The organism is Camelimonas sp. ID_303_24, from assembly GCF_053543495.1.
The window spans coordinates 144,566-167,068 of the sequence record NZ_JBLLJM010000007.1; the positions used below are offsets into that span (position 1 = coordinate 144,566).

Below are 22,503 nucleotides of genomic sequence, written 5' to 3' on the forward strand. Positions count from 1 at the left end.
CAGGATTTCAATGGACAGGCGCGCGACAGCAAGGCGCCGCGCTGGACCATGACGCCAGCGCGGCTCATGGCGGCGTTGCGCAGGGTGGTGCTGTCCGCACTTTTAATTCGCCCTGGCTTCAACCCGCCCTTACCTGGCGGACGTTGTCAGGTTCGGGGCTCAGGACCGCAAGGGCGCCTGTTGCCCTGGCGAAATGCACGACCTGGCCGCCGATGGCCTGCAACTGCGACCGGGCGCTGGCGTCGAGGCCGGAATCCGGCTGGGCGGTATTGATGGCGCCGCCAAGAGGCGTGGGCCAGCCGCGCAACGCATGCACGACTGAGCGCAGGCTGACCAGGGTCGAGCCCGTGGCCTGCCAGCCGGCGGCGCAGGCAATGCAGCCAACCGCGCGATTCTCAAGATATGGCTGCGGGCTGTCGCGCAGGTCCTCCACATAGTCGAGGGCGTTTTTGACCAGCCCTGAAACAATGCCGTGGTAGCCCGGCGAGGCGATCACGAGGCCCTGGCAGGCCGCGACAAGACTGATGAAACGCGCCGCCTTCGGCGTCCGTTGGGGATCATGTGGCGCGTACATGGGGAAGTCGAGATCATCGCCCACCAGCGCGATGGTTTCGGCGCCGGCGTCCGCCGCGCTGTCGAGGGCGAGGCGCAGCGCCTTCTCGGTGGAGGAGCCCGGGCGGGTTGTGCCGCCGACGCCAAGGATCAGGGGGCGCTTCCAGTCGGGCGGATGCGTCATGTTCATGCACCGTCTCCGGCGTGCGTCCGGGCGCCGGGGCAGGCTGGCCAGCAGGCTCCCCGTTGGCAACCGGATGTGAAAAGATAACCGCGCACCGCCAGGGGTCGCGGACTTTTGCCCACGTCCCCTGGCGGCCAGGGATTTACTGGGCGGCTTTGGTCTTGTCGCCCATGCCCATGGCCTGGAGAATTTCGGGACTGATATTGTCCGCGCCCTTCTCGGCGATGTGCTGCGCGACGCGGGCGCCCACGGCCTGCACCTGCTGGCCAAGGAAAGCGGCGTGATTGTCCCTGGCCCAGTTCATTGAAGCGTCGCGATTGACGTTGAGCTGCTGGAACTTCGGCGCGACGTAGCGGGCGAACAGTTCGTAGGACTTTTTGGTGTTGTCCCAATTTGCCCAATTGTGCGCCAGGTGCAGGTAGGCGCCGAAGCCGCCAGACTGCGCCTCCAGGCGCTCGATCTGGGCGATGGCGTCATCGGGCGTGCCGATGACCGCCAGACCTGTCGCGTTCATGGCGTCGACCGGATCCACGCCCGCCTCCACCGAAATCGGCAGCGCGGCCACCTCGCGGAAGTAGAACAGCCATTTTTCCAGGCCGAACTGCACGTTGGCCCGGGCCTGCTCGCGGGTTTCCGCGATGTGCATGGGGCCGACCAGCCGCCAGGCGTTGCGGTCCATGGTCTTGCCATGGTCGGCGGCGGTCTGCTCGCCGATCGCCCAGTTGGACGACAGGGCGTTGAAGCCGCCGGCGCTGGTCGCGCCCAGCGACAGGATGGCGGCGCCATGGCGGCCGGCGGCCCGCGCGCCGGTGGGCGACACCTGGCTGGCGACGGCGATCTCCACGGACGGGCGGGAGTACGGCGTCATCTGCAGGCGCGCATCCTGCAGGGTGAACCAGTCGGTCTTGCGGCTGACGGTTTCGCCGCGCAGCAGCGGAACCAGCGCGTCCAGCGCCTCGTCCATCATGTCGCGCTGCTTCGCCACCTCAATGCCCATCATGTAGGCGTCGGAGGGCAGGGCCCCGGGACCGACGCCAAACATCACCCGGCCACGGGTGATGTGATCGAGCTGGTTGATGCGGTCCGCCAGCATCAGCGGGTGATGGTAGCTGAGGGAGGAAACGCCGGTGCCGAGGCGGATGTGCCTGGTGCGCTCCGCAACCGTGGCGATGAACAGCTCCGGGCTTGCGATCAGCTCGTAGCCGGCGGAGTGGTGCTCGCCGATCCAGGCTTCCTCATAGCCGAGCCGGTCCAGCCACTGCACCAGTTCGATGTCGCGCTCGAGCGCGAGCGTTGGATTTTCATCCGGCGGATGGAATGGCGCGATGAAGGCGCCAAAACGCAATCTGGCTGGCAACGACGTGGACATGGACAACCTCCCCTGGCGCCTGCGCTTTGCCGGCAGGTCGCCGCCTGTTGAACCGTGCGGGAAGGGCGCCCGCGCCCGGGGCCCGCCAGTACGGTCTGCTCCTGAACGGCGCCGGGAACCGGGAGCCGCAAAACGTCCCTGCAGTCGCATGATCCGTAGGCCATGCGGTTGAAAGGACTGGAGGATGGTTGTGGCTGGATTGTCCCGGCGCGCCCAATGCGCTGCCTGGCCCGCGACCCCCTTGTCCTCCACGCGGGCGTCATCTGTGGACGCTCCCCGTTGCCTGAACGCTATGGCGGGCGCTTCAAGTAGTCAATCTTGACTAGAAATTTTGATGCGGGGATTCTGGCGGCATATGGACTGCGGTCAGGCGGTGTTGCAGCAAGGCGGTTTCGCAGCCGGCTCGCTGGACGTCGACCAGGTGCGGCGGGATGATGCGGTCAAGGAACCATGCGGCGTCATCGCCGGCGATCTGGTATGACCGGGAAGGTCGATGGCGCAAAACCGTGAACAGGCTGATGACGGCGCAGGATCAGGATACACACACGCGAACCCGCATGCCTGGCGATGGGGACATTCTCCTCGACGCCAGGCGTCGCGCGTTGACGCCGCGTGGACGCGATACCCGGCTCCGGCTGCTGGACGCCACGATTAACTGCCTCAACGCTGTCGGTTATTCCGCGACGACGACCCAGGCGGTCACCGAGGCGGCCGGGGTGAGCCGGGGCTCCCTGCTGCACCAGTTCCAGACCCGCACCCACATGATGGCGGCGGCGGCCGGGTTCGCGATGACCGGCATGATCGACCTGGGACGCAGGCGCTTTGCCATGCTGGAGGAGCCTGTGGATCGTCTTCGCGCCCTTTGCCGGATTATTGAGGACGTGCAGCGTGAGCCGGCGGCTTTTGCCCTGAACGAAATCCTGCTCGCCGCCCGTTGGGAGCCGGAGCTCGCTGTCTGCCTGCGCCCGCTGGCTGAAAACATCGAGCGCGTGATGGACGCCGACATTGTGCGGATGGCGGAGGAGGCTGGCGTCGCGGACCCGGAGCCGCTGCGGATCAGGTCGCGCGCGCTGATCGCCGCCATGCGCGGGTTCTCCATGGAGCTGATGTTCAATGCTGACCGGGCGGCGATCCACCAGGCCATCGGCATGACGCGCGCCGACTATGATGAGTTTCTTTCCCGGGTTCTGGCGGGCAGCGCCTGACGCCAGCCCCCGGTGAGCATGCCCCGCCGGGGGCTGGCGCAGACCGCGCGGCGCCTGGGCGCGTCAGAATGCGGATGCGTCAGTTGGCCTCGGAATGATCGGTGATGATCTCACCGAAGCGGACCCAGCGCGCGCCGTCGAAGCGCATCATCTGCATCTGCCTGTTGACCTTGTAACTGTTCGCCGTCGCCGTCGTGATGCCGGGCAACATCAGATCGGGGTCAAAGCCCTGGATGTTGGTGACCTGTTTCATGATGTTGTCGCGGGTCAGCTCATCGCCGGCCTGACCAAGGATGTGAACCAGCAGTTTCGCCGCCATGTAACCATACATGGCGATGCCGCTGTTGGGGTCTTCGCCGGGCATCCATTGGGCCATGAACGCCTTGAAGCGTTTCATGCCCGGATCGTCGGCCCATTGGGCGTCCGTCGGATCCTTGACGTAAGTCGCCGAGATGATGCCTTTGGCATTGTCGAAACCGGCGGGCCGCAGGGTTTCGCTGGGCGCGCTGTTGCTGTCGATGATGTAGACCGGTTTCCAGCCGATCTGCGCCACCTTGCGGATGGCCTGGGCGCCGAATTTCGGCGAGGTCACGGCAAACAGCGCGTCTGCGCCGGAGGTCCGGAGTTTCACGATCTGTGAATCGATGGTCGGGTCCGCCAGCTCGTACGGCTCCTCGGCGACAATCATGGTCCGGGCCTTGTCCCCGAGCCCTTCCTTCAGGCCGTTGAGGTAATCGCGCCCCTGATCGTCATTCTGATAGAGAATGCCGATTTTGGCCTCCGGATGCTCCTTCAGCAGATAGGCGGCGTATATCTTCGCTTCCGATTTGAAGCCGGGGTTGAAGGCTGTCGTCCATGGATAATTTTTCGGGTCGGTGAAACGCGCGGCGCCGGTTGAAACCAGCAATTGCGGGACTTTGCGGGCGTTCAGGTATTTCTGCACCGCCGCATTGGCCGGCGCGCCAATAATCTGGAAGGTGGTGAGAACCTCATCCTGCTCCACCAGCCGCCGCACGTGTTCGACGGTTTTGGGGGGATTGTAGGCGTCGTCGTACTGGATGAGGTTGATCTTGCGACCATTCAGGCCGCCCTGCTCGTTAATCATGCGCACATAGGCGGCTTCGGCCCGGCCGATCAGGCCATAGGCGGAAGCAGGCCCGCTCATGGGCACGGTCTGGCCAATGCGGATCTCGGCGTCGCTTGCGCCCGTGTCGTATTGTTTCGTCGCCGCCATCGCCGCGGCGCTTCCCAAAAACATGCCGGCGACCAGCGCGAGGCATGCTGGAAGTTCTGAAGACCTCATGGGGTTTCCTCTCCTTGCAAACGCGGTCGTTGCCGCGTTTCAAAAAACTAGTCAGCAATGCCTGGGCTGTCGATACCAATACGCTGGCGCGAGTCTTGCCGATGCTTCTTGCGGACGCGTCTTGCGCGGGGCGCAGGCGACGGCGCCGGCCCGCCGCCTGTCGCGCCCAACGCTTGCCGGCCCGGCATCTGCTGTTCCGGGAGCGGGAATGCGCGGGGAAACCCCGGGCCGGCGGCGCGGCGGGATTGACCTGCCGGAACGCCCGTGCAGCATGCGCGCCAACACAAGTGCTTGATGACAGGGATGGAAACGCGATGAATCTGGGCGATTTGCCGCTCCGGGAGGTCTTGCCGGCGCACCGCTTCGATGCTGGACGGCTTGAAGCATATCTGGCGGCGCGGATTGCGAATTTCGGCGCGAACATGAGTGTCCGCCAGTTTGCCGGCGGCGCGTCAAACCCGACATTTCTGTTGTCGACAGCGGCGCCGGATGGCGAGCGGCGCTTTGTCCTGCGCAAGAAGCCGCCGGGCAAGCTGCTGGCCAGCGCCCACCAGGTCGATCGCGAACACCGCGCCATGCAGGCCCTGGCCCAGACCGACGTGCCGGTTCCGGTCATGCGCCATTATTGCGACGACCCGGAGCTGATCGGCACCGAATTCTACGTCATGGATTTCCTGGATGGCCGCGTGTTCCGGGACGCGACCCTGCCGGAGCTTTCGCCGGCGGAGCGGGCGGCGGTCTATGATGGGCTGAATGACGCGCTCGCCCGGCTGCACAGGGTTGACTACAACGCGGTTGGTCTTGGCGATTTCGGTCGCAGCGGCGACTTTTTCGCTCGCCAGCTCAAGCGCTGGACCAAACAGTATCGCGACGCCCAGACGGAGGATATTCCGGCCATGGAGCGTCTGCTGGAGGAGCTGCCGGCCCGTATTCCCGCCGATGACGCCTCAACCATCGCCCATGGCGACTACCGTCTCGGCAATGTCATGTTCCACCCGACGGAGCCGCGCGTCATCGCGGTGCTCGACTGGGAGCTGTCGACGATTGGCCATCCGCTGGCTGACCTCGGCTACAACTGCTTCATGTGGCATACGGATTCCGTCGAACTCGGCAGCCTGAAGCATGTCGATTTCGCCCGCAGCGGTATTCCCACCGAGGCCGAATACGTCGCCGCTTATTGCCGCCGCACCGGGCGCGGCGGCATCGACGACTGGAATTTCTATCTGGCGTTCGCGGCGTTCCGTCTGGCGTCGATCACCCAGGGCGTCTACCGCCGCGCGCTGGACGGCAATATTTCCACCGAGCGTGAGGTGGTCAACGGCGCCCAGGACATGTCGGCGGTGGCGCTGGCGCTGCTGCATCGCACGCCGCAGTTCTGAGTTAAGCCCCAGGGCGAATATCTGCTCCACTGAACGGGTTTTCGCCCTGTCGGAGTGGCCGCGTTTCCGGCCGGAAACTGTTCCGCTCCACTGGAAACGCTCTGGCTGACGCTGCTTATGGCGACGCATGCAAAAACGCCCCGGGCGCTGGCCCGGGGCGTTATTTGTTTCATCGGCGACAGGCGACGCAGGCGTCGCCCAGCGTGGATCAGATGTTGATCTCGTAGCGGCCGACGACCATGTGGTGCACCTCGTCCGGGCCATCGGCGAAGCGCAGGTGGCGCACGTCGGTGTACAGCTCGGACAGCGGGAACCACTGGGAAACGCCAGCGGCGCCGTGGATCTGCATGGCCTGGTCAATGATGCGGCAGGCCTTCTCCGGCACCATGGCCTTCACCATGCTGACCCAGACGCGCGCTTCCTTGTTGCCGAGCACGTCCATGGCCTTGGCGGCCTTCAGCACCATCAGGCGCATGGCTTCGATCTCGATGCGGGCGCGGGAGATGTGCTCCAGATTGCCGCCGAGCTTGGCCAGCTTCTGGCCGAAGGCTTCACGGCTGTTGCCGCGCTCCACCATCAGGTCCAGCGCCTTCTCGGCCTTGCCGATGGTGCGCATGCAGTGGTGGATGCGGCCCGGGCCAAGGCGAACCTGCGAGATCTCGAAACCGCGACCTTCGCCAAGCAGGATGTTCGACTTCGGCACGCGCACATTGTTGAAGCGGATGTGCATGTGGCCGCGCGGCGCATGGTCGTGGCCGAACACGTGCATCGGACCGACAATCTCGACGCCCTTGGCGTCGATCGGCACGAGGATCTGCGACTGCTGCTTCGACGGCGCGGCGTCCGGACTGGTCTTGACCATGGTGATCATGATCTTGCAGCGCGGGTCGCCGGCGCCCGAGATGTAGAACTTCTCGCCGTTGATCACCCACTCGTCGCCATCGAGCACGGCGGTGGTGCTGACGTTCTTGGCGTCGGAGGAGGCGACGCCCGGCTCGGTCATGGCGTAGGCCGAACGGATCTCGCCGTTCAGGAGCGGCTCAAGCCACTGCTTCTTCTGCTCGGGGGTGCCGACGCGCTCCAGCACTTCCATGTTGCCGGTGTCCGGCGCCGAGCAGTTCATCACCTCGGATGCGAGCGGGCTCTTGCCAAGCTCGGCGGCGATGTAGGCGTAGTCAAGGTTGCTCAGGCCGACGCCGGATTCCGCGTCTGGCAGGAAAAAGTTCCACAGACCCTCGGCCTTGGCCTTGTCCTTGGCCTTCTGCAGGCACTCAAGCTGGCCCGGTGCGAAACCCCAGCGGTCCTTCTTCGTCGCGTCCAGCCTGTAGTATTCGACCGACATCGGATTGACCGTCTCGCGGATGAAGCGCTTGACGTGATCGAACAGCGGCCGCGCCTGTTCGGACATGCGCAGGTCGTTCAGTTCGCTGTCTGGCGACAGGGAATAAGGCGTCTGGCGCGGCGTGTATGCTGCTTTCGTCAATTTCGGTCTCCCTACGTGTTATTGTTCATGTGTTATCTGCAGGCGGTCAGGCCTGATGACGGGCGTTGGCGCCCGTTTTTCGTGGCCTGTGGTCCGCGCCCGGTTGATGTGCGCGCACGGCCGGGCCAGAATTTCTCCACCAGCATATGCGTCTCCCCGTCGCTCCCAGTCAAGGCAAATCGAACGCGGTGTACGCGGTCGCGCTGCGGGTCCGGAGCATTTCCCGATTGTTGCGGGCAATGATTTAACCCATATGACGGCGGTGATTGCACGGCCTTGTGGGCATGGCTGGTATTTTTCGAAAATGATGTATGGTCAGTTTTTACTTGCGGCCTCCCACGTGGCGGGTGGGTTCCGGCCATGATGGTCGCGCGCCGTCGCCACATCGGGCGCGGCTGTCAACCAGTACAGGGGATGGGTGGGTGAGCGGAGCTGGCGTTCTGACGGCCTTTGGCCGGGCTATCCTCGGCTGGACCATTTGGGGCAGGGCTATTTGGGGCCAGACTGCCTGTGGCGGAATCCGGAGCATGTACCGGCATGACGGCTGAACCCGACGCCGGCGAGGGGCAGACGCGCCGGTTCATGCGCAAGCGCGAAGCTGTTCTCGACGCCGCCGCCCTGCTGTTTAACCAGCGCGGCATTCGCAACATTACCCTGACCGATGTCGCCCGCAGCGTCGGCCTGTCCACCAGCAGCGTAACCTATTACTACAAAAGAAAAGACGACCTGGTTCTGGCCTGCATGCGCCGGTCGGTCGAGGTCTTTGAAGAATTGCTGGCGAGTGCAGAGAAGGCGGAAGGGCCGGAGCAGAAGGTCGCGTCTTTCATAACCGGCTTTGTTCAGTTGCTTGCAGATGTCGCGCGTGGCGAGCGGCCAGATTTTGTGACTTTCTCCGACGTCAGCACCCTGGTTGACGGGCGCACCGACGTCGGCGCCCGGCACACCCAGGTATTCCGGCGCGTCCGTGACCTGATTGACGGCGCCCACCCGGCGCAGCTGACCCATGCGGAGCGCAATGCACGGGCGCATCTGTTGTTCACACTGGCGCAATGGACCCGCTACTGGATCGATCGCCACGAGGTCGCTGGCTACGCCAGGGCGGCCCGCCGCGCCGCGGACATCCTGCTGCATGGTCTGGGCGGCGCTGGCGCCGTCTGGGCGCCGCTCCCGCTGGCCGCGCTGGCGGCGCTCCCGGCGCAGGACGATGTTTCGCCGGATGCGTTTTTGCGCGCGGCCACCCGGCTGATCAATGAGGAGGGCGCGCGGTTCGTCACGGTGGAGCGCATCTCGTCGGAGCTCAATGTCACCAGGGGCTCGTTCTATCATCACAATGACAATATCGATGACCTGGTCGTCGCCTGCTTTGAACGCTCGTTTGAGGTTATCCGGCGCGCCCAGCAACTGTCCGGGGCCTGTGAGACCGGCTGGGAAAACCTGGGCGCGGCCGCATCGGCGCTGGTGCGGTTTCAACTGTCGGCAAATGGTCCGCTGCTGCGCATGACGGCGCGTAGCCGGCTGCCCGCGAGCGTGGCGGACGGAATATGGCGCATCATGCACCAGCTTTCCGAGCACTTCGCCGGCGTGATCGCCGACGGCGTCATCGACGGATCCATCCGGCCTGTCGACCCGGCCATCGCCGCCCAGATGGTCAGCGGCATGATCAACGCCTCGGCCTCGGCGAAGCGCTGGGTTCCGGAGGCATCGCCGGCCAATGTGGTGGACCTTTACGCGCGCCCGCTATTCATGGGTATTCTGTGCCCATCGGCGTTCGGCGGGCGCGAGGGCGCGCCTAACGGCTGAAAAGACGGTGGGCGAGCGATCGCGCGTCGCCTCTCCAGCCACAGGCTCAGGTCAAAATATCAGCTCAAGGCTCAGGCGCCGGCAACGTCCCTCCCCAGCCGGGCGTAGCGGGCGATATGATAATCACGCGAGCCAAACTGGTTCTCGATGACGGTGGCGCGGCGGAAGTAATGTCCCAGCGGCAGTTCCTCGGTCATGCCCATGCCGCCGTGCAGTTGCACGGCGTTCTGGCCGATGAACCGCGCCGATCTGGCGATGGTCGCCTTGGCGGCGGAGGCGGCCCTTGCGCGCTCCGTCGCGCTGGCGTCGAGGCTGGCGGCCAGGATCTGCACGGCGGCGGCGGATTGCTCCAGTTCCATGAACATCTCGACCATGCGGTGTTGCAGGCCCTGGAAATCCGCGAGCGCCTGGCCGAACTGGCGGCGTTGCCGCGTATAGGCGACGGTGTCGTCAAGCATCCGCCGCATGACGCCGACGGCTTCGGCGCAGAGGGCGGCGATCGCTTCGTCCATGACGGCTTCAAGGACGGGCAGCGCCGCGCCGGCGTCGCCCAGCAGGGCTTCGGCGGGAACATGCGCCTGTTCCAGCACGATGTCCGAGGCGCCCCGGCCGTCGATCAGCCGGTAGTCGTGCGCCGCCACGCCAGGGGCGTCGCGCCCGACCACAAACAGGGATATGCCGTCGCGGTCACGCTGGCCGCCCGATGTGCGGGCGCTCACGAGCAGATGCGTCGCCGTCGGCGCGCCCATGACCACGGATTTCCTGCCGTCGATCACCCAGCCGTCGCCGCTGCGGCGCGCGGTCGTGGCGACATCCTCCAGGGCATGACGGGTGGAGGCGTCCCAGGCGGCCAGGGCGGTGCGGACCTCGCCGGCCAGGATGCCGGCGAGCAGCTGGCGCGCCAGCGGCGCATCGTGGCGGCGCAGCAGGCCGACGCCAATCACCGCCGTTTCGAGGTAGGGCTCCAGAACCAGGGCCTTGCCGAGTTCTTCCATGACGATGATCGCATTGGCGACGCCGCCGTCGGCCTCCGGCGCCGCGGCGCCAAGAATCGCCATGTCCGACGCGAACGCCGACCATACCGGAGGTGAGAAGCCGCCTTCCGCGAGGATGGCGCGCCGGCGACCGAAATCATAATTCGCGCGCAGAAATTGCGACACCGCGTTTCTCAACAGGGCCTGTGCTTCATCCGGCGCGCTCGTCATTTCCCACCCACCATCGTTCAGTTCGTTGCCACGACATGTGACGGCATTCGCCCGTTTGGGCAAGCGGACAACAGCTGTCGCGGCTTGCCGGGCCGCTGCGCATGAGGCAAGAGAGTTGCAAAAGCGCTGATCAAGAGCGTCGGCAGGAAACGCAGCGGATGGGGCATCACATGCAGAACCAGGCGGCATCGCAGGCAGCGGCGCGTGAAAATTCGGGCGATGCGCTGCACGGCGCGTTTCGCCAGGAGGTGCGCCGGTTCTTGCAGGAAGACTATCCGCAGGACGTTCTGGCCAAAGCGCGCGCCGGCGGGGTGCTGTCGCGCGAGGACCAGATCCGCTCCCAGCAGGCGCTGCAATCGCGCGGCTGGCTGGCGGCGACCTGGCCGGCCGAATATGGCGGCCCTGGCTGGGACCCGGTGCAGCGCTACGTGTTCGAGGACGAGCTTGACCGCGCTGGCGTCCCGACCCTGCAACCGATGGGCCTGATTTATGTTGGCCCGGTGATTTATACCTTCGGCACGGAGGCGCAGAAGCGCCGCTGGCTGCCGGACATCCTGTCCTCGAAAACCATGTGGGCCCAGGGGTATTCCGAGCCGGAATCCGGCTCCGATCTGGCCAGCCTGGGTTTGCGCGCCGACCGCGACGGCGACCATTACGTCCTCAACGGCACGAAGATCTGGACCTCTTACGCCCAGTGGGCGGACTGGATTTTCTGTCTGGCGCGCACCTCGCGCGAGGAGCGGAAGCAGGCCGGCATCAGCTTCATTTGCGCCGAGATGTCGTCGCCCGGCATCACCGTGCACCCGATCGTCTCCATCGACGGCTTCCACCATCTCAACCGGGTGGAGTTCGAGAACGTGCGCGTGCCGGTTGACCAGCGCATTGGCGAGGAGGGCAAGGGCTGGCACTACGCCACCTTCCTGCTGCAGAACGAGCGCCTGTCCTACGCCCATGTCTCACGCCGCAAGGCTGAACTCGATCATCTGAAGCAACTGGCCGCGACGTTGCCGTCGGACTTCGGCGGCGTCATGGCTGATGACCCCGATTTCATCCGCCGCCATGCGGAGAGCGAGATCGCCGTCGGCCTGCTTGAGAAAATGGTGCTGAATGCGCTCATCGCCGCTGACCAGACGACCCCGGCCCAGGTGTCGGTGCTGAAGATCCAGGCCACGGAAATCCAGCAGAAGATCACCGAGCTGGCCATCGATCTGGCGGGCCGTGGCGGCGCGGCGTGGGCGGACCGGGCGCATGACGGCTGGCGTGAGACCATGCCGCTGGTCCCGGCATTCGCCGCGCCGGCGATGGGCGGCTACATGTTCGGGCGCGCCGTGACGATTTATGGCGGCGCCACGGAGATCCAGAAGAACCTCGTCTGGCGCATGATCGGCAGGTGAGCCAGTAGCCGCGCGCGCCGCCTGATCGCTGGTTGCGAACGCGGCAATGGTCCGTTGCCGTCGTGGCGTTGAGGGCGGCGTTGATGACGGCTTTCATGGCCCTCTGGCGCAGCGCGATTTGACCGGCGGCGCGTCCGTTGCCGCGGCGAGATGAAACCGGGCCCGGCGCGCTTTCCGGCAAGGCTGCCCCATGTCGGGCGCGTGCGCGCTCCCTGGCGGCAGAACGAAAATCCGCAAGAAAATCCGCTCCCGCGTGACCGGTCTTCCGCCCGGCCGCCGGCCCTGGCGCCAGTTTTGCTTTGCAAAGGGGGCTGCCGGCGGGGCGGTCCGTCGCCTCCGCCAGGCGCGCGCCAGGAAATCGGCGCGCCAGAAACGGAGCTGGAGATATTGGCTGTCAGATCGTCAAAGTCGGAGCATCCCGCGCAGCTTGCTGGCGGGGTCCGGTTCGGCGCCATGCTCGTGGGCGATTCCAGCCTGCGCCGGAGCAGCGCGCCTTATCTGCTGGATGGGCTGACGGAGGAGGAGGTGGCCGAGGTGCTGGCGGCCGGCCGGCGCCTGGTGGTGCAACGCGGCGCCCGGGTATTCTCCCAGGGAGCATTGCAGGACGGCATCTATCTGATCGAAACCGGCCGCATCAAGGTGTTCTACACCGCGCCAACCGGCCGGCAGATCACCCTGGCTTACTGGCATCCCGGGAACTTCGTTGGCGGGCCGGAGATTTTCCGGCGCGGCGTGCATATGTGGTCCGGTTCCGCGGCGGCGAACAGCGCCGTCATCCACCTGCCTGGCAACGCCCTGCAACGCATGGTCGGCGCCATCCCGGCGCTGGCCATGCGGGTCATGGAAGGCCTGATCTTCAAGGGGAAATGCTACTCGGCGCTGGCGCAGATGCTTGGCACCCGTTCAGCCCAGGAGCGGCTGGCCTATCTGCTGCTGCATCTGGCCGATCTTTATGGGGTGGATGAGCAGGGCGGGACGATGATCGCCGCAACCTTCACCCACGCCGACCTCGCCCACATGACAGGCGTCACCCGGCAGGGCGTATCGACTGGCATTCGCCAACTGACCGAGCGGGGCGTCATCGATATCCGCGACGGCCGCATCGTGGTTTTGCAACCGGAGGCGCTGGCGGCGCTGCGCGCCGGTTCAGCGGTGAAAACCGACTGCTGATCCTGATCGTCCAACCTCGGCGCCGGGCTCTGCGCTGATCGCCGCTCAGGCCCCCGAAACCTGTATGGCCATGATCAGGCCAACCGCCATCATGGCCCAACCGATGGGCGTGGCGAAAATGATCGAACCGGCTGATTTGATGGCGTTCATGTCATTGTCCCCCGGAAGCATCCCCGCTTCAAGGCAAACATAGCCGGCCCCGACGCGCAGCGGCGTGCGCCGCTACACATCCGCAGGCGGCGGATGGGTGCGAGAAAGGGGAGGGGTGCGCCTCACCCGTCCGGTCGCGAGCCTGGACGGCCGCCTGTCGCCTCCTCACCTGCAGTCCTGACCTGATCCTCCCTTGTCCCTCTGGCCCCTCTTGCCTGATTTGCAATTGGTTGCGCCCGCGCCCGTCGTCATGCCGCCGGATCCTGCGCAATGCGCCGGCTTTACGCCCGCCTGGCGGGCGCCGCCGGCGCCTGCGAATTAGGCAACGGCCGTTTTTCGGCAACCGGTTGCCAGCCAGGTCGGATCCGCGTTGCCGCGCTGCCCCTCCTGCCGGAAAGTCTGATCATCACGTGACGGAAAGCCAGCCCAGGCTGGCAACCGGAGCGTCGCCCCGCCGGCATCTCCGCATTTGGCCCGCCTCTTGCTGGGTATGCCCTGGAAGCCCCGACCCCGACGCTCGTGCGCGCCGGACGGAGATCAGAACTGAGGGGAAACCAATGCGCAGTTTCAGGGACCGTTGCCGCTATCCTGGCGTCCTGTCGGCCGTGTTTGCCGCCGCCGCCGTATCCTCGCCCGCGCTGGCAGAAACCATTGCCATCGGCATTGGCACGCAAAACACCACGACCAACACCGCCACCGGCGGCGTCGTTCTCAAGGAGCTTGGGCTTCTTGAAAAGCACCTGCCGAAGACCGGGAAGTACAAGGACGTCAAGTACCGGTTTAACTGGCAGAACTTCACCTCCGGGCCGCCGATCACCAATGGCATGATGGCGGACACGATCCAGATCGGCATGATGGGCGACTATCCGCTGCTGGTGAATGGCGCCACCGGCCAGGCCTCCGGCAACGAAACCCAGTTGGTCGCCGTCATCGCCTACAATCCGGTGGGCGGCGGCAATGGCATCGTCGTGCACAAGGACTCGCCCTACTTCGAACTGGGCGACCTGAAGGGCAAGACCGTTTCGGTTCCGTTTGGCTCCGCGGCGCACGGCATGATGCTGCAGGCGTTGCAGACGCGCGGCGCGCCGGCCAGCTTCTGGAAGCTCGTCTCGCAGTCGCCAGAAGTCGGCGCCACCAATCTGCAGGAAAAGCGCATCGACGGCCATGGCGACTTCGTGCCCTTCGCCGAGTTGCTGCCGCGTCGTGGCTTCGCCCGCAAGATTTTCGATGGCGCCGAGACCGGCGTCCCCACCTTCCACGGCGTCGTCGTCCGCAAGGATTTCGGCGAGAAATATCCCGAGATCGTCGTCGCCTACATCAAGGCCCTGATGGAGGCCAATGACTGGGTGCGCGCCAACCCGAAGGAAGCGGCCCAGAAGATCGAGGACTGGACCCGGATCGAGAAGGAAGTTGTCTATGTCTTCCTTGGTCCTGGCGGCGTTCACAGCCTTGATCCGACGATCAAGCCGCTTGAGGTCGAGGCCCTCAAAACCGGCTACGGCGTGCTCGACAACCTGAAGATGATCAAGCCGATGGACATCGGCAAATGGGTCAATGACAGCTTTGTTCGCAAGGCGTTCGCCGAACGGGGCCTCGACTACGAAAAGCAGCGGGCCTCGCTGGCCGGCTATCAGGTCAGCGGGCGCGACCCGGTCTGCGACACGCCGGTGACCGATCCGAAAAAGGCCGGCGAGATCTGGATCGCCGACGGCGACATCATTCCCCTCAGCTCGCCCGAATGCACGCTGAAGGGCGTCAAGAAGGTCGCGGCTGAGGGCAAGAAAGTCGCCGCCGTCTACGTCGTTGACCACGCGCTCGGCATCAAGGTGTTCGCCGACGCCGCGTTCTACGCGCTCACCGGCGCGGCCGGGCAGCAATCGGTAACGCCGTTCCTGCTCAAGAAGGACGCCGAAGCTTTCGCCGCAAAACACAACGGCAAGTTCGCCACCTGGCCGGAGGCGCTTGCGGCCAGCCCTTGAGGCCCGCCGCCGTCCCCGTCCGCCATTTCTCCGTTTTGAGCGATCGTCATGCAGTCCGCGCCCCTTTATCTGATCGACACGGCCCCGCCGGCGCCGCCTGAAACGGCGCCATCCGAAACGGCGCCATCCCGGCGCCAGCCCGAAGCCGCGCCCGCCGCGCCGCAACCCACCGCGCGCCCACCATCGGCGTTGCTGCCATTCACTGTCGACCAGGCGCAGCGCAAGGCGCTGCCCCTGCTGCTCGGCGCCATCTCGGTCGGAAGCCTGTTTCTGTTCTGGTATGTGGGCACCCGCTACCAGCTCGAACTCTACATCCGCTTCAAGAACATTCCGACGCCATGGGCTGTCTATGAAGAGGCGGTCAAGGTGCTGGCCAACGGCGACTTCTACGTCAATGTCGCCTACAGCCTGCGCCGCATCCTGTCCGGCTTCATCATCGCCATCCTGATCGGCGCGCCGCTCGGGTTGCTGATCGGCCAGTACCGGCGGGTGCGGGAGCTGTTCATGCCGGCGGTGGAAATCCTGCGGCCGATCCCGGCGATCGCCTGGGTGCCGATGGCGATCATGCTGTGGCCGACCAGCGAGGCCAGCATTGTCTTCATCACCTTCATCGGCGCGTTCTTCCCGATCCTGCTGAACACCGTGCACGGCGTGCACAGCATGGACGGCGTGTTGCTCCGCGCCGGCAAATGCCTCGGCGCCAGCGAACCCCGGCTGTTCTGGCATGTGATCCTGCCCGCCTCGCTGCCGCAAATCTTCACGGGCCTGACCGTGGGCATGGGAGTGGCGTGGGTGTCGCTGATCGCAGCCGAGATGATCTCCGGCCAGTACGGCATCGGCTACTACACCTGGGAGGCGTACTCCCTCGTCAATTACCCCGCCATCGTCCTCGGCATGATCACCATCGGCGTGCTCGGCCTCATCTGTAGCGGCGCCATCCGCCTGGCCGGCGTGGTCGTCATGCCCTGGCTGGCCTTTGCACCGGGAGGCAGGAAATGAGCGAACTGAACAGGGGCCTCATCGAAGCGCGCGATATCGGCGTGGTCTTCGGCTCCGGCAACGCAAAGGTCCAGGCGGTCACAAATGTGGACCTGACCGTCCAGCCTGGCGAGTTCGTCTCGCTGATCGGCCCCTCGGGCTGCGGCAAGTCCTCGCTGCTCAATATCGCCGCCGGCTTCGTCCGGCCGACATCCGGGGCCCTGACGGTGGATGGCGTTCCGGTCACCGGCCCCGGCTCCGACCGCGGCGTGGTGTTCCAGCAATACTCGCTGTTTCCCTGGCTGAGCGTCCGCAAGAACGTCGAGTTCGGGCTGCGCATGGCCGGGGTGGTCAAGAGCCAGCGCGAAAGCTCCGCCCGAACCTTGCTGGGGCTGGCCGGTCTGCTCGCCTTCGAGAACCATTATCCGGACCAGCTTTCCGGCGGCATGAAGCAGCGCATCGGCATTGTCCGGGCGCTGGCCACCAGCCCCCAGGTGCTGCTGATGGATGAGCCGTTCGGCGCGCTCGACACCCAGACCCGCACGGTGATGCAGGAAATCCTGACCAACATGTGGCAGCGCTTCCGCATCTCCGTGCTGTTCATCACCCATGACATTGATGAATCGGTGTTTTTATCCGATCGCATCTACGTCATGACCTCCCGTCCCGGCCGCATCAAGGCCGAGATCACCGTGCCGCTACCGCGCCCCCGCACGGCGGCCATGACCCAGACCCCGGCATTCGTCGACCTCGTCAACCGTCTCAAGACCCTGATCCGCGAGGAATCCCTCTCGGCCATGGGCCCGGAGTTGCAGAGCGGCGGCGTCACCGGGTTCGGGATCGACGTCGGCCCGGAAGGGGTCGGCAAGCTGATCTGAGCTGGCGGGCGGCCCTGTTGCTGACGACAGGTTCGCATCAGACGACAGCAATGCGCCAGTTCAATGCGTGAAGATGCACCCGGCCTGCACCTGGCTGAAGCGTATTCATGGCCAAATTCGCAAATTTTACACGAGGAGAACAACAACATGACCTCCAGGAAGCCAAATATCCTGTTCTTCCATGTCGACAATCTGGGCATGGGCGAACTTGGCTGCTATGGCGGCGGCCGGCTTCGCGGCGCCGATACGAAGCGGATGGACCAGTTCGCCACCGAAGGCGTCAAGCTCACGCACTACGTCGTGGAGCCGCAGTGCACCCCGACCCGCTCGGCCCTGATGACCGGCCGTTTCCCGATCCGCTCCGGCAATCACACCATCGCCCTTGGCGGCAACGGCGGCGGCATTGTCACCTGGGAGCGCACGGTGGCGGAAATTCTGGATGAGGCCGGCTACACCTCCGCTATCTATGGCAAGTGGCACATTGGCGCCGAGGACGGCCGCTTCCCGACGGACCACGGTTTTGACGAGTGGTACGGTCCGCTGCGCACCTATGACGAGTGCATGTGGCTGGAAGATCCACATTACAATCCCGAGCGCGACGGCTACTCGCACATGCACGAGGGCAAAAAGGGCAAGGGAGCCTGGCCGCTGCTCGACGAGCAGCTCACCATGGACACCAAGAAGAACTGCGATCTGGAATATCAGAAGCGCGCCATGAAGTTCATGGAAAAGGCCGTTGAAGAAGACAAGCCGTTCTATGTCTACTTCAACCACTCGCTGATGCACTTCCCCATGAGCCCGCGCGACGAATTCGTCGGCAAGAGCAGCAACGGCGACTGGGGCGACTGCCTGCTGATGCTCGACCACGACTTCGGCGTGCTGCTTGACAAGCTCGATGAGCTGGGCGTGCGCGACAATACGATTGTGGTCATGTGCGGCGACAATGGCGCCGAGGACCACCTGGCGGGGCGCGGCACCGGCGGTTTCTTCGACGGCTCCTACTTCAGCTCCGCCGAAGGCGGCATCCGCACGCCGCTGCTGATCCGCTGGCCGGACCACATCCCGGCGGGCGTGGAAAGCAACGAAATGGTTCATGTCACCGACATGTTCACCACCGTTCTGAAGTTCGCTGGCTGCGAGCCGCCGAAGGACCGTCTGATCGACGGCGTTGACCAGACCCCGTTCTTCCTCGGCGAGCAGGAAACCTCCAACCGCGAATCCTGCATTGTCTGGCTGAAGGACGAACTGCACGCGGTGAAGTGGAAGGACTTCAAGATCAACTTCAAGCGCCAGCAGCACTTCCATGATCCCGAGCTGGATCTCGGTTTCGCCCGCATCACCCACCTCATGGAAGACCCCAAGGAGCGCGAGCCCGTCAACCAGCGTTACGTGCGCTGGTGGGTGATGCAACACGCCCACCGCATCGTCCGTGATTTCGAGGATAGCGTGAAGAAGGAGGAGCTCATCCCTCCAGGGGCCGCCCTCGACTTCGTCCCCGCCCAGTACAGGTACAAGGCCGCGGCTGAGTAAGCCGGCGAACCAGGCAGAGCAAGGAGGCGCGCCATGCGCACGATGACCGGACAGCACGCCGATGGAAGCCCGATTTCCGAAGCAACCTGTTGCGGGGCGTCCGCCCGGCGCGCCTCCATCCCGCAGGACTGGGCCACGCACCCGATGGAAACCGGCAGCGCGGAAGTGGCGCGCGCGGCTCCGGCCGCGCCGGCCCCAGCCGGCATGGCCTGGATTCCAGGCGGCGCCTTCCTGATGGGCTCCGACAAATTCTATCGCGAAGAGCGGCCGGTGAAGCCGGCCATGGTCGCTGGCTTCTGGATGGACATCGGCCCGGTGACCAATGCGGACTACGCGCGTTTCATCGCGGCCACGGGTTACGTGACCGTAGCGGAGCGCCAGCCCGACCCGGCGATGTATCCGGACGCCGATCCGGCGTTGCTGGTTCCCGGCTCGCTGGTGTTCCGCAAGCCGGCCCGCCCGGTCAGTCTGCGCAACAATCTGGCCTGGTGGTCCTACGCGCCCGGCGCCAGCTGGCGCGCGCCCCAGGGGCCGGGTTCATCGGTGGACGCTCTGGCTGACCATCCGGTTGTGCATGTGGCCTATGAAGACGCCCTGGCCTACGCCGCCTGGGCCGGCAAGGCGCTGCCGACGGAGGCTGAATGGGAGTTCGCCGCGCGCGGCGGCCTCGACGGCGCGGTCTACGCCTGGGGCGATGACCCAGCGCCGGACGGACGCATCATGGCCAACACCTGGCAGGGACGCTTCCCATGGGAAAACCTGGCGGAAGATGGTTTTGAAGGCACCTCGCCGGTGGGAGCCTTTCCGCCCAACGGCTACGGGCTGCTTGACGTGGCCGGCAACGTCTGGGAGTGGACCTCCAGCCTTTATGGGCCGACCCCGGATGCTGGCGAGCAAGCCTGCTGCCGCGCGCCGGTCCAGACCAGCCAGATCGAGCAGCGCGTGGTGAAGGGCGGGTCGCACCTGTGCGCCCCGAACTTCTGCCTGCGCTATCGCCCCTCGGCCCGGCAGGGCGAGGCGGTGGACAGCGCGACAACCCATATCGGGTTTCGCTGTATCGTCCGTCCGCCGTCCTGACGCGTCAGGCCTGAAGCGTTTTCCGGCAAGGCGAACGCTGCCTTGCGCCGGGGAATACGTCGCATGACGACGATCGGGCAAAACCCCGGCTCAGGCTGATGGCGTTTTGCTCCGGGAATTTGGAAGAGATGACCGACATGACCGCGCCCACCGTCGCGCCTCCCGTCCAGCAGGGCCATGAGGACTCACCCTCCGTAGCTTCGGTATTGCGCGCGCCGTCCCTGCTGACCCGGGAAGCCCTGGCCGGCGTGGTGACGGCGCTGGCGCTCGTGCCGGAGGTGATCTCTTTCTCCTTTATCACCGGCGTTGACCCGAAGACGGCGCTGATGTCGTCCATCGTGCTGTGCCTGGTGATGTCGGCCCTTGGCGGCAGGCCCGCCATGGTCACCGCCGCCGCCGGCTCCATCGCTCTGGTGGTCGGCCCGATGGTCAAGGTTCATGGCGTCGCCTATATCCTGCCCACCATCCTGCTGGCGGGCGTCATCCAGATCGTGTTTGGCCTCACCGGCATGGCGCGGCTGGCGCGCTTCATTCCGCGCTCGGTGATGCTCGGCTTCGTCAACGCGCTCGGCGTGCTGATTTTCGCCGCCCAGGTTCCGCATCTGCTCCATGTTCCGTGGGCCGTATACCCGCTGTTCGCGCTCACCGTGGCGCTGGTGCTGCTGACGCCGCGCGTCACCAGCGTGGTTCCGGCGCCGCTGGTCGCCATTGTCGCTGTCACCGCCATTGTGGTGTTCGGCGGCATCGCCATTCCCAATGTCGGCGGCGAGGGTGACATGAGCCCCGGCCTGCCGGGACTGACGCCGTTCCTCGCGCCGCTGGAATGGCGGACCCTGGCCATCGTCTGGCCCAGCGCCCTGTCCGTGGCTTTCGTTGGCCTGCTGGAAACCCTGCTCACCGCCAAGCTGGTGGACGAGATCACCGACACCCGCTCGCACAAGGGGCGTGAGTCCTGGGCGCTGGGCGTCGCCAATATCTGCGCCGGCTTCTGGGGCGGCGTCGCCGGCTGCGCCATGATCGGCCAGACCGTCGTCAACGTGAAGATCGGCGGCGGACGCACGCGCATTTCCACCGTGGCGGCGGGGTTGACCCTGCTGCTGCTGGTCACGGCCCTGAGCGGCGTGATGGCGCGCATTCCCATGGTGGCGCTGGCCGCCGTGATGATGATCGTCGCCGTCACCACCATCGACTGGCGCAGCGTCAGTCCGGCGACCCTGCGGCGCATGCCCCGCTCGGAAACCGTAGTGATGCTGCTCACTCTCGGCGTCACCGTCGCCACCGGCAATCTGGCGCTCGGCGTCGCTGCCGGCGTGCTGCTGGCCTTCGCCCTGTTCGCCCGCCGCGTTGCCCATGTGGTGAGCGTCGAGCGCCGCCTGTCGCCGGATGGCGCGGCCGTGCTGTATACGGTCGATGGCCCGCTGTTCTTCGGCAGCAGCAATGATCTGTTCGAGCGCTTCTCCTACGCCGCCGATCCCGCCGACGTCACCATCGACTTCAGCCGGGCCCAGATCTGGGACGCTTCCACCGTCGCCGCGCTGGACGCCATCGCCAGCCGCTATCGCGGCCATGGGGTGGATGTTGCGTTCAGCGGCCTGGACAACCGCAGCTCCGCCTTCCATGCCCGATTGTCTGGAACGCTGTGAGCTGGCGGGGGCCTCCGGAGGCCCCCGCGTTCGCGGTCAATCCGCGCCGCGTCCGCGCTGATGTTCCAGCGAGAGGGCGAGGCCGGTGAGCACGAGGGCCACGCCAAGGCCAAATAGCAGCGTGAGCTGGTCGCCAAACATCACGGATGATGCGCCGATGCCAATGATTGGCTGCAGATATTGCACATAGGCGGCCGTTCGCGCCGGAACGGCGCGCAACAGATGCAGCCACAGGAAGAGCCCGGCGACGGTGACGACGAGGCCGAGATAGAGCGCCGCGCCAATCACCCCGGCGGTGAGGTGGGGCGGTGACCGCCATATCTCCCACCCGGCCAGCGGCAGAAAGGCGAGGAAACCGAAACATGCGCTCCACGCGGCGACCTGGGCGGCGCCATGGGCCTCGGTGAGCTCCACGCTCCAGACGGAGTAAAAGGCCAGCGCCAGCGCCGAGAGCGTCATGAGGCAGATGCCGGTGAGCGTCGAGCCGCCCTGCGCAGTTCCGCCGCCATTGCCCAATGTGACCAGCAGGATGCCGGCAAAGGCGGCCAGCAGCCCCAGCGCCTGTTTGCCGGAGACAGCCTGCCTGAGGCGCAGCGCCGCGAAAATCACAATGAAGACCGGGATTGTCGCCGAGACGATGGCGGCGGCGGACGCCGAAACCCTGGCCACGCCCAGACTCTGGGTGATCTGGCCAATGCCGATGCCGAAGACGCCCAGCGCCGCCAGGCGCAGCATGGCTGGACCAGGAAGCCGTGGCTTGCGCGCGATGAACAGGAAAAGCACCGGGACAGCGATGGCGAAACGCAGCGCCGTCATCGTCAGCGGCGGCAACGTGACCAGGCCGAACTTGGTCATCGGTATGGAAAAGCCCCAGATAACCGCGAGGAGCAGCATGGCGCCGATGCTGCCCAAGGATATGGGCCGGCCGCGCAACGACGCGCCCGGGCTCAGGCGTGAAGTGGCGAAGCTCGCGGCGCCTTCATGCGACATCTGGATAGCTCCCGGGCGGTTGCCTGATGCGATGTTCAGGACGGACGGGGGCTCCCATTCCTGACGCAGCGGCAGCCTGCCGGGCCGGGAGGACGCCGGATGAACCCCGGACTTGCCCCGTTTCTCGACCTCTCCCGCTCCTGGACCTCTCCCGTTCCTGGACTTCTCGCGTTCCTGGAATTGCCCCGTTCACAGCAATCTGGAGAGATTTGTCCAGATCTTCCTGAGGGGGCA

18 protein-coding genes are annotated in these 22,503 nt (G+C 65.7%); 12 read left to right on the top strand and 6 right to left on the bottom strand.

Features of this window, described 5'->3' with window-relative positions:
* Positions 1-118: 118 nt before the first annotated feature.
* Together ACERNI_RS09650 and ACERNI_RS09655 are read right to left on the bottom strand one after the other, a co-directional pair.
* Complete coding sequence (locus tag ACERNI_RS09650; protein ID WP_448833074.1) at positions 119-742, bottom strand: NADPH-dependent FMN reductase; 624 nt, start codon at positions 740-742, stop codon at positions 119-121.
* A 136-nt stretch (positions 743-878) separates the two neighbouring features.
* Positions 879-2,105: an LLM class flavin-dependent oxidoreductase gene (locus tag ACERNI_RS09655; protein ID WP_448833075.1), complete on the bottom strand. Its 1,227-nt coding sequence runs from the start codon at positions 2,103-2,105 to the stop codon at positions 879-881.
* 355 nt (positions 2,106-2,460) lie between these two features.
* Here ACERNI_RS09655 and ACERNI_RS09660 point away from each other — a divergent pair, with 355 nt between their 5' ends.
* Both ACERNI_RS09660 and ACERNI_RS09665 read left to right on the top strand, forming a co-directional pair.
* Positions 2,461-2,586 carry a hypothetical protein gene (locus ACERNI_RS09660; protein ID WP_448833076.1) on the top strand — a complete coding sequence of 42 codons (126 nt, stop codon included), beginning with the start codon at positions 2,461-2,463 and terminating at the stop codon, positions 2,584-2,586.
* A 37-nt stretch (positions 2,587-2,623) separates the two neighbouring features.
* Positions 2,624-3,310 (top strand): TetR/AcrR family transcriptional regulator, encoded by a 687-nt coding sequence (locus ACERNI_RS09665; RefSeq protein WP_448833077.1) that lies wholly within the window; start codon positions 2,624-2,626, stop codon positions 3,308-3,310.
* 79 nt (positions 3,311-3,389) lie between these two features.
* On the opposite strand, the gene ACERNI_RS09670 is transcribed toward ACERNI_RS09665, so the two are convergent.
* On the bottom strand, positions 3,390-4,613 hold the full coding sequence (locus tag ACERNI_RS09670; RefSeq protein WP_448833078.1) for an ABC transporter substrate-binding protein: 1,224 nt from the start codon (positions 4,611-4,613) through the stop codon (positions 3,390-3,392).
* Between the two features lie 314 nt (positions 4,614-4,927).
* Between ACERNI_RS09670 and ACERNI_RS09675 the strand changes: the two genes are divergently transcribed.
* Positions 4,928-5,992, top strand: a complete 1,065-nt coding sequence (locus ACERNI_RS09675) for a phosphotransferase family protein (protein WP_448833079.1) — start codon at positions 4,928-4,930, stop codon at positions 5,990-5,992.
* A 208-nt stretch (positions 5,993-6,200) separates the two neighbouring features.
* On the opposite strand, the gene ACERNI_RS09680 is transcribed toward ACERNI_RS09675, so the two are convergent.
* The gene (locus tag ACERNI_RS09680) at positions 6,201-7,475 is read right to left on the bottom strand and encodes an acyl-CoA dehydrogenase family protein (protein ID WP_448833080.1); all 1,275 of its coding nucleotides are present in this window, start codon (positions 7,473-7,475) and stop codon (positions 6,201-6,203) included.
* Between the two features lie 537 nt (positions 7,476-8,012).
* Between ACERNI_RS09680 and ACERNI_RS09685 the strand changes: the two genes are divergently transcribed.
* On the top strand, positions 8,013-9,275 hold the full coding sequence (locus tag ACERNI_RS09685; RefSeq protein WP_448833081.1) for a TetR/AcrR family transcriptional regulator: 1,263 nt from the start codon (positions 8,013-8,015) through the stop codon (positions 9,273-9,275).
* Between the two features lie 71 nt (positions 9,276-9,346).
* On the opposite strand, the gene ACERNI_RS09690 is transcribed toward ACERNI_RS09685, so the two are convergent.
* On the bottom strand, positions 9,347-10,435 hold the full coding sequence (locus tag ACERNI_RS09690; protein WP_448833082.1) for an acyl-CoA dehydrogenase family protein: 1,089 nt from the start codon (positions 10,433-10,435) through the stop codon (positions 9,347-9,349).
* A 215-nt stretch (positions 10,436-10,650) separates the two neighbouring features.
* On the opposite strand from ACERNI_RS09690, the gene ACERNI_RS09695 reads away from it, so the two are divergent.
* From ACERNI_RS09695 to ACERNI_RS09730, 8 genes are all read left to right on the top strand, one after another.
* Positions 10,651-11,874, top strand: coding sequence for an acyl-CoA dehydrogenase family protein (locus tag ACERNI_RS09695; RefSeq protein WP_448833083.1), 1,224 nt, complete (start codon positions 10,651-10,653; stop codon positions 11,872-11,874).
* A 453-nt stretch (positions 11,875-12,327) separates the two neighbouring features.
* Positions 12,328-13,044, top strand: coding sequence for a Crp/Fnr family transcriptional regulator (locus ACERNI_RS09700; protein ID WP_448833153.1), 717 nt, complete (start codon positions 12,328-12,330; stop codon positions 13,042-13,044).
* Between the two features lie 707 nt (positions 13,045-13,751).
* On the top strand, positions 13,752-15,173 hold the full coding sequence (locus ACERNI_RS09705; protein WP_448833084.1) for an ABC transporter substrate-binding protein: 1,422 nt from the start codon (positions 13,752-13,754) through the stop codon (positions 15,171-15,173).
* A 48-nt stretch (positions 15,174-15,221) separates the two neighbouring features.
* On the top strand, positions 15,222-16,172 hold the full coding sequence (locus ACERNI_RS09710; RefSeq protein WP_448833085.1) for an ABC transporter permease: 951 nt from the start codon (positions 15,222-15,224) through the stop codon (positions 16,170-16,172).
* The gene (locus ACERNI_RS09715) at positions 16,169-17,029 is read left to right on the top strand and encodes an ABC transporter ATP-binding protein (protein WP_448833086.1); all 861 of its coding nucleotides are present in this window, start codon (positions 16,169-16,171) and stop codon (positions 17,027-17,029) included. The genes ACERNI_RS09710 and ACERNI_RS09715 overlap by 4 nt, the downstream gene beginning before the upstream one ends.
* A 147-nt stretch (positions 17,030-17,176) precedes the next feature.
* On the top strand, positions 17,177-18,559 hold the full coding sequence (locus ACERNI_RS09720; RefSeq protein WP_448833087.1) for an arylsulfatase: 1,383 nt from the start codon (positions 17,177-17,179) through the stop codon (positions 18,557-18,559).
* A gap of 144 nt (positions 18,560-18,703) precedes the next feature.
* Positions 18,704-19,636: a formylglycine-generating enzyme family protein gene (locus tag ACERNI_RS09725; protein WP_448833154.1), complete on the top strand. Its 933-nt coding sequence runs from the start codon at positions 18,704-18,706 to the stop codon at positions 19,634-19,636.
* Positions 19,637-19,764: 128 nt separating this feature from the next.
* On the top strand, positions 19,765-21,279 hold the full coding sequence (locus ACERNI_RS09730) for a SulP family inorganic anion transporter (RefSeq protein ID WP_448833088.1): 1,515 nt from the start codon (positions 19,765-19,767) through the stop codon (positions 21,277-21,279).
* A 36-nt stretch (positions 21,280-21,315) separates the two neighbouring features.
* Here ACERNI_RS09730 and ACERNI_RS09735 read toward each other — a convergent pair whose 3' ends face one another.
* On the bottom strand, positions 21,316-22,269 hold the full coding sequence (locus ACERNI_RS09735) for a DMT family transporter (RefSeq protein WP_448833089.1): 954 nt from the start codon (positions 22,267-22,269) through the stop codon (positions 21,316-21,318).
* Positions 22,270-22,503 lie beyond the last annotated feature (234 nt).

Bases quoted from the DNA above. Each gene is read 5' to 3' on its own strand.
- ACERNI_RS09665 (WP_448833077.1), top strand. From the start codon at position 2,624: ATGACGGCGCAGGATCAGGATACACACACGCGAACCCGCATGCCTGGC.
- ACERNI_RS09705 (WP_448833084.1), top strand. From the start codon at position 13,752: ATGCGCAGTTTCAGGGACCGTTGCCGCTATCCTGGCGTCCTGTCGGCC.
- ACERNI_RS09655 (WP_448833075.1), bottom strand. From the start codon at position 2,105: ATGTCCACGTCGTTGCCAGCCAGATTGCGTTTTGGCGCCTTCATCGCG.
- ACERNI_RS09695 (WP_448833083.1), top strand. From the start codon at position 10,651: ATGCAGAACCAGGCGGCATCGCAGGCAGCGGCGCGTGAAAATTCGGGC.
- ACERNI_RS09660 (WP_448833076.1), top strand. From the start codon at position 2,461: ATGGACTGCGGTCAGGCGGTGTTGCAGCAAGGCGGTTTCGCAGCCGGC.
- ACERNI_RS09730 (WP_448833088.1), top strand. From the start codon at position 19,765: ATGACCGACATGACCGCGCCCACCGTCGCGCCTCCCGTCCAGCAGGGC.
- ACERNI_RS09735 (WP_448833089.1), bottom strand. From the start codon at position 22,269: ATGTCGCATGAAGGCGCCGCGAGCTTCGCCACTTCACGCCTGAGCCCG.
- ACERNI_RS09710 (WP_448833085.1), top strand. From the start codon at position 15,222: ATGCAGTCCGCGCCCCTTTATCTGATCGACACGGCCCCGCCGGCGCCG.
- ACERNI_RS09700 (WP_448833153.1), top strand. From the start codon at position 12,328: ATGCTCGTGGGCGATTCCAGCCTGCGCCGGAGCAGCGCGCCTTATCTG.
- ACERNI_RS09725 (WP_448833154.1), top strand. From the start codon at position 18,704: ATGGAAACCGGCAGCGCGGAAGTGGCGCGCGCGGCTCCGGCCGCGCCG.
- ACERNI_RS09670 (WP_448833078.1), bottom strand. From the start codon at position 4,613: ATGAGGTCTTCAGAACTTCCAGCATGCCTCGCGCTGGTCGCCGGCATG.
- ACERNI_RS09675 (WP_448833079.1), top strand. From the start codon at position 4,928: ATGAATCTGGGCGATTTGCCGCTCCGGGAGGTCTTGCCGGCGCACCGC.
- ACERNI_RS09715 (WP_448833086.1), top strand. From the start codon at position 16,169: ATGAGCGAACTGAACAGGGGCCTCATCGAAGCGCGCGATATCGGCGTG.
- ACERNI_RS09720 (WP_448833087.1), top strand. From the start codon at position 17,177: ATGACCTCCAGGAAGCCAAATATCCTGTTCTTCCATGTCGACAATCTG.
- ACERNI_RS09650 (WP_448833074.1), bottom strand. From the start codon at position 742: ATGAACATGACGCATCCGCCCGACTGGAAGCGCCCCCTGATCCTTGGC.
- ACERNI_RS09685 (WP_448833081.1), top strand. From the start codon at position 8,013: ATGACGGCTGAACCCGACGCCGGCGAGGGGCAGACGCGCCGGTTCATG.